This window comes from Mesorhizobium sp. M5C.F.Ca.IN.020.29.1.1 (assembly GCF_003997375.1).
GTDB classification, from domain to species: domain Bacteria; phylum Pseudomonadota; class Alphaproteobacteria; order Rhizobiales; family Rhizobiaceae; genus Mesorhizobium; species Mesorhizobium wenxiniae.
Genome location: NZ_RZSW01000411.1, coordinates 1 through 5,795 on the forward strand (window position 1 = coordinate 1; position 5,795 = coordinate 5,795).

Annotated in this window: 7 protein-coding genes; 5 read left to right on the top strand and 2 right to left on the bottom strand. The window is 64.8% G+C overall.

Translation table 11 applies throughout. From position 1 onward, the window contains the following. From EOA85_RS25655 to EOA85_RS25665, 3 genes are all read left to right on the top strand, one after another. A partial coding sequence (locus tag EOA85_RS25655) for an efflux RND transporter permease subunit (protein ID WP_164759870.1) occupies positions 1-884 on the top strand: 884 nt, incomplete at its 5' end. Between the two features lie 82 nt (positions 885-966). After that, complete coding sequence (locus tag EOA85_RS25660) at positions 967-1,377, top strand: hypothetical protein (protein ID WP_127211631.1); 411 nt, start codon at positions 967-969, stop codon at positions 1,375-1,377. A 31-nt stretch (positions 1,378-1,408) separates the two neighbouring features. After that, positions 1,409-1,738, top strand: a complete 330-nt coding sequence (locus EOA85_RS25665) for a hypothetical protein (protein WP_245486003.1) — start codon at positions 1,409-1,411, stop codon at positions 1,736-1,738. Here the strand turns inward: EOA85_RS25665 and EOA85_RS25670 are convergent. Further along, positions 1,735-3,252, bottom strand: coding sequence for a winged helix-turn-helix domain-containing protein (locus EOA85_RS25670; RefSeq protein WP_127211632.1), 1,518 nt, complete (start codon positions 3,250-3,252; stop codon positions 1,735-1,737). The genes EOA85_RS25665 and EOA85_RS25670 overlap by 4 nt on opposite strands. Positions 3,253-3,444: 192 nt before the next feature. On the opposite strand from EOA85_RS25670, the gene EOA85_RS25675 reads away from it, so the two are divergent. After that, complete coding sequence (locus EOA85_RS25675) at positions 3,445-4,278, top strand: AraC family transcriptional regulator (RefSeq protein ID WP_127211633.1); 834 nt, start codon at positions 3,445-3,447, stop codon at positions 4,276-4,278. Between the two features lie 7 nt (positions 4,279-4,285). Here EOA85_RS25675 and EOA85_RS25680 read toward each other — a convergent pair whose 3' ends face one another. Then, complete coding sequence (locus tag EOA85_RS25680) at positions 4,286-5,221, bottom strand: helix-turn-helix domain-containing GNAT family N-acetyltransferase (RefSeq protein ID WP_127211634.1); 936 nt, start codon at positions 5,219-5,221, stop codon at positions 4,286-4,288. Between the two features lie 322 nt (positions 5,222-5,543). On the opposite strand from EOA85_RS25680, the gene EOA85_RS25685 reads away from it, so the two are divergent. Beyond that, the coding region (locus EOA85_RS25685; RefSeq protein WP_164759871.1) for a co-chaperone GroES at positions 5,544-5,795 on the top strand (252 nt) is incomplete at its 3' end.

A 5,795-nucleotide genomic window follows, 5' to 3' on the forward strand; every position in this document is an offset into this window, starting at 1 on the left:
TCACGCAGATGCGCGACGACACCTACCTCGTCGACATCGTGGCGCGTGCGGTCCAGTCGGAACGTGCCGACATCGACACGCTGCGCACGCTGACGGTCAGCGCGTCGGGCGGACGCCGTGTGCCGCTCGACCAGGTGGCCACGCTCACCTACCAGACCGAGCCGCCGCTGATCTGGCGCCGGGGCCGCGTGCCGACGGTGACTGTACAGGCCGACGTCGTGCCCGGCACCGAGCCGGCCGTCGTGGTCCGCAAGCTCGACGGCGCGATCGCCGCCTTCAAGGCGGAACTGCCGGCCGGCTACAGCGTCGAACAGGGCGGCGTGATCGAAGACAGCGCCAAGGCGCAGGCGAGCATCTTCGTCGTCTTCCCGCTGATGCTGTTCATCATGACCACCGTGCTGATGATCCAGCTGATGAGCTTCCAGCGCCTGGTGCTGGTGCTGCTCACCGCTCCGCTGGCGCTGATCGGCGTTGCCGGCGCGCTGCTGATGTCGGGAGCACCGATGGGCTTCGTCGCCATTCTCGGCGTCATGTCCCTGATCGGCATGGTGATCCGCAACTCGGTCATCCTGATCACGCAGATCGACCAGCACATCGCCTCCGGCGAAGAGCCGTGGTCGGCGGTGATCAGCGCCACCGCGCACCGGCTGCGGCCGATCCTTTTGACTGCGGCGGCCGCCATCCTCGGCATGATCCCCATCGCGCCGACGGTGTTCTGGGGGCCGATGGCCTATGCGGTGATGGGCGGCCTGATGGTCGCGACCGTGCTGACGCTGCTCGTCCTGCCGACCCTCTATGTCGCGTGGTTCGGCATCAAGGCACCGGCGGAGTCGGCGGCTGAGCCCATCGAGTCCGTCGCCGAACCGCAGCGGCTGGCCGCTTAAAGGCGAGCCCTCCCAACAAACGCCACGGCGGCGGAACCGCCGTGGCAGCCGCTTCGCAAGTTTCAAACTGAAAGGACCGAACATGACACCCGTTTTCGGAAACCTTCTCATCCGCGTCAACGCCGGCTTCCTGATCCTCGCATCGGCAGGCGGCCTGATAACAGACATTGCTGGCTCCTTCTTCGGGAGCGGCGCCGAGGCCGCCCTGCTCGCCAATGCACCCGGGACCGGCATCGGCTTCATCGAGGCGCACGGGCTTGCCCTGATCGTCGGGCTGACCATGTGGCGCAGCGCCTATTCCCTGAACTGGCACGCTGTCCTGGCGGCCGTCCATGCACTGCTCGGAACCGCAAACCTCTTGTTCTGGCAGTTCTTCATCGCCGCCGACGTGCTCATCGTCGGCTACGCGACGACCGCGGCACATTGGCTGTTCGTGGTTGCCCACCTCGCGGTTCTGGCGGGCACTGCCCGGCGAGTCGCGTCATCCCACTGACCTTCGATCAACATCAGGAGAGACGAAAAAAATGCCTCTGAAATCCGCGAATAAATTCCGCTCGGCCGCTGCATTGCTCGCGGTCGGCCTCGCCGCCGTCGAGATCATCGGCATCGCCGCGCCGGCGCTGTCGCTGGTCAGCCAGGCCGAGGCCCGAGTCGGCCAGCCCTGGACGCCCCGGAGTGCCGCAGGCGTCGCACGGCGCACCACATGGCGCGTGCTCCGGCACACCACAGCCTGGGTCCCCGCGCTGCCCGCGGGCTGCGTGCGCACCAAGGTCAACGGCTTCGCCGTCTGGCGTTGCGGCGGCACCTACTATCGAGCCTATCAAGGCCGCTATATCGTCGTTGTCGTCGATTAAGCGATCCCGGGCGCAGCCTGCCGCCCAAGCGCAAGCATAACGCCTTCGGCGAGATGATCCGCGTCGGCCTGATTCTCGAACGGGACGCCGCGCAACGCATAGTCGACCGGCGAAAACGGATCGCCCTCGTCGATGAGGGCGACCTGCCGCCTCGCCCGTTCCATCTCGCCCATCTGGGCGTAGCAGGCGGCGAGTCGCGTGCGGATCCACGGCGCCGGGCGTGTGGCAAGCTCCAACGCCTCCGCCGCCTGCCGGTATTCGCCCATCATGTAGAGCGCCAGCGCGCGATCGAACTGGTACCAGTGCGGGTGCAAGGGGTCGATGCGGATGCCGCGCGCCAGCCAGGTCAGCGCCTCGAGCGGTCTACCGCGCATTGTAAGCAGCATGCCCATCTGCTCGATGCTGTCGGCGTCATAAGGGTTGAGCTGCAGCGCGATGCGCATGTGGTGCTCGGCCGCTTCATGGTCGCGCATATAGAGTCGCACCAGCGACTGCACCCGATGGCCGGTCGCCTGGTCCGGCGAGAGCGACAGACCCTTGTCGGCAAGGTCGCGGGCGTTTTCCAGCACCGCGTCGCTGGCACGCCCGAATTCTCCATCCAATGCGCGCGCCAAAGCGAGATAGGTGTAGGCCAGGCCATAGGTCGGGTCCTTGGCGATGGCCGCCTCGAACAACGCCTCGGCGCCTCGCTGGTCGGTCTGGGCAGGATCGCGCAGCAGCGCGAAGCCACGCAGCGCCAGTTCATAGGCGGCAAGGCTGGTGATCGGCTTGCGTGAGGCCTGCTGCAGGCCGGCATTGTTGACACGCGTCACCAGCCTGCCAACAATCTGCTCGACGATCTCCTGCTCGATCTCGAACAGGCCGGTGCCGCGAGACTGATAGCGGTCGCCCCAGAGCTGGCTGGCGCTCGCGGTGTCGATGAGGTTGACGGCCGCCACCACGTGTTCGCCCTGACGACGCACCGACCCTTCGACGATGAAGTCCGCGCCGATGCGCGAACGGATTTGCGGCCACTCCGCGCGGGCGAATGAGGCAAAGGAAAAGCTCGAGTTGCGCGCCAGGACGGTGACGGTTCCGAAGCGTGCCAGCCCGTTGATGATATCCTCGGCGAAGCCATCGACAATCGCCTCGTCCGCCGGATCGCCGCCTTCATTGCGGAAGCGCAGCACTGCCACGATCGGTTGCACGCCGATCTCCGGCGATTGCTCGGCTTCGGCCGCCAGCATGTAGCCTCTCTTGGAGACGGTGCGAACCATATCCTCGCCGATCGCTTTGCGGATCTCGCGGATCGATTGCGTCAGGGAATCCTCGGTGACGAAGATGCCGGGCCAGGCAACTTCCATCAGCTCCGATTTCGGCACGACACGGCCCATGTTGCGACAGAGGTGCTTCAGCAGGACATAGGCTTTTGGGCGGAGGAATATCGGCCCGTCGGGACCGCGCAGCGTTCCCCTGGCGAGATCCAGCGTGAACCCGCCGAAGCGAAAGACCTGATCGGCAGCCGTGATTGTCACCGGCACCTCCCTGACAACGCATTGAGATGCCGCATGGACGCCACGTCAAGAGCCGTCTGACGCGGTAGCGGACGGGACAGCTGTCGAAGGGAGTTCGCGATCACGATCGTTGGATTTTGCGGGAGGCGCAATTTCGATCAAACTGACCGTGCGGAAAGACGGCAGCATGATTTGGCCAATGCAAGGAGCAATATGAACCCGACCGAGAAAGCGCTGTGGTTCGTCGAAAGCCATTTGCCGGAAGCAGTCTCGCTCGACGATGTCGCCAAGAGCAGTGGCGTGTCGCGCTTTCACGTGACGCGGGCTTTCGGTGCGGCGACCGGCCGTTCGGTGATGGGGTACGTGCGTTCTCGCCGGCTTACCGAGGCGGCGCGCAGGCTCGCCGCCGGCGCACCCGACATCCTCTCGGTCGCGCTGGACGCCGGCTACGCCTCGCATGAGGCCTTCACCCGCGCCTTCCGCGACCAGTTCGGCACCACGCCGGAACTGGTGCGCGCGCAAGGCTCGCTCGACAATCTCGATCTCGTGGAGCCGATCCTGATGGACCAGTCCTTCCTCACCAACCTCGAGCCGCCGCGCTTCGAAACCAGCCGGCCGTTTCTCATCGCCGGTCTCGGCGAACGCTACAGCTGCGAAACGAGCGCCGGCATCCCGATACAATGGCAGCGGTTCGGCCCCTATATCGGCAACATTCCAGACGAGATCGGCGACGTCGCCTATGGCGTCTGCGTCAACGGTGACGATGCAGGCAATTTCGACTATGTCGCCGGAGTCGAAGTGTCCGATTTTTCGGACCTGCCGAGGGAATTTTCGCGCGTGCGCGTGCCGGCGCAGAAATACGCCGTGTTCGCCCACCGTGACCACATCTCGACCATCCGCCGCACGGTCAACACGATCTGGAACAAATGGCTGCCGGCCTCCGGGCACGAGGTCGCCGATGCGCCCGAATTCGAGCGCTACGGCCCCGAATTCGATCCGCGCAGCGGCAATGGCGGGCTGGAAATCTGGATACCGGTCAAGGCCTAAAGCACCACTACAGCTCCAGGTTCCAGTTCTGGCCGACCAGATCCTTGCCGAAGGCGTGGTGACGCTCCTCGTCGGCCAATTTGAAACCGGCCGCCTCGTAGATGCGGCGCGCTGAGGTGAGCACGTCATTGGTCCACAGCGTCAACGTCTTGTATCCCTTCGCCCGGGCAAAGCCGATGCATTCCTCGACCAGCCGCCTGCCGATGCCGAGACCGCGCGCCGAGGGTTCGACATAGAGCAGGCGCAGCTTCGCCACCGCGTCCGACTGGCGCACGACAAAGACCGAGCCGACGACTTCGCCCTCCCGCTCGGCGATCCAACTGCGTTCCCATTTCGGATCGAAGGATTTGACGAAGGCGCCGAGGATTTCGGCGACCAGCGCCTCGTAGGTCTCGTCCCAGCCATATTCCTGCGCGTAGAGCAGGCCCTGGCGATGGATGATCCAGCCGATATCGCCGACCTGCAAAGGTCGCAGCATGTAGGGAATTTTGGCCTCCGTGCCTTCGCCGAGCAGGTGCTGCACCGTCTGCATCGCCTTGACCAGCCTTTCCTGTTCCGGGGGCGGGAGCCGGTCGAGCAAGGCCGCGACCTGATCGTGCGAACCCTGGTTCAGCGGCGCGAAGGCCACCCTCCCCGCCGGCGTCAGCGCTATCGACGAGCGCCGCGCATCGGCTTGCGTCGCGGCGCGCTCGACCAGGCCGCGCTCCTCGAACTTTTTCAGCAACCGGCTGAGGTAGCCGGGGTCGAGACCGAGATCGCGCGCAAGATCGGTGGCGGTCAGGCCATCGCGATGCGCCAGTTCATAGAGCACACGAGCCTCGGTCAGCGAGAAGGCGCTTTTCAGCAGCCCTTCGTCGAGCAGGCCGATCTGGCGGGTGTAGAAGCGGTTGAAGCCCCGCACCGCATCGATCCGCTCCTTGCCGGGTTGATGATGAATCGTCATGGCATCCTCCTGCCGCACAAGATCAACCACTTACTTGACTTAGTCAAGTATCTGTTTGAAGCAGGTCATCCGCATTGTCCGGTGCGAGTTGTGCCCAGCGACTGCTATCCGCTGGCGGACGATGCTCGCTGTTGGTGCTTGCTTCGCCGGGGCCCCAGTAATTCACTGCCGGGCGTTGATCGGCTCACTCAGCGCCTTGACTCTCGCCAGCCGCCGGCTTATCTCACCGCCACGTTAGCACTCGCCATTGGTGAGTGCTAACGTAGGTCCGGCGCCGCCGGATGGAGGAACTGTTCTCACCATTCTCATCGAGGAATAAAAAATGGCAAAGTCGAAGTTCCGCCCGCTTCATGACCGCGTGGTCGTACGCCGGGTTGAATCCGAATCCAAGACTGCCGGCGGGATCATCATCCCGGATACGGCGAAGGAAAAGCCGCAGGAAGGCGAGATCATCGCCGTTGGTTCCGGCGCCCGCGACGAAGCCGGCAAGCTCGTCCCGCTGGACGTCAAGGCCGGCGACCGCATCCTGTTCGGAAAGTGGTCGGGCACCGAAGTCAAGCTCAATGGCGAAGAC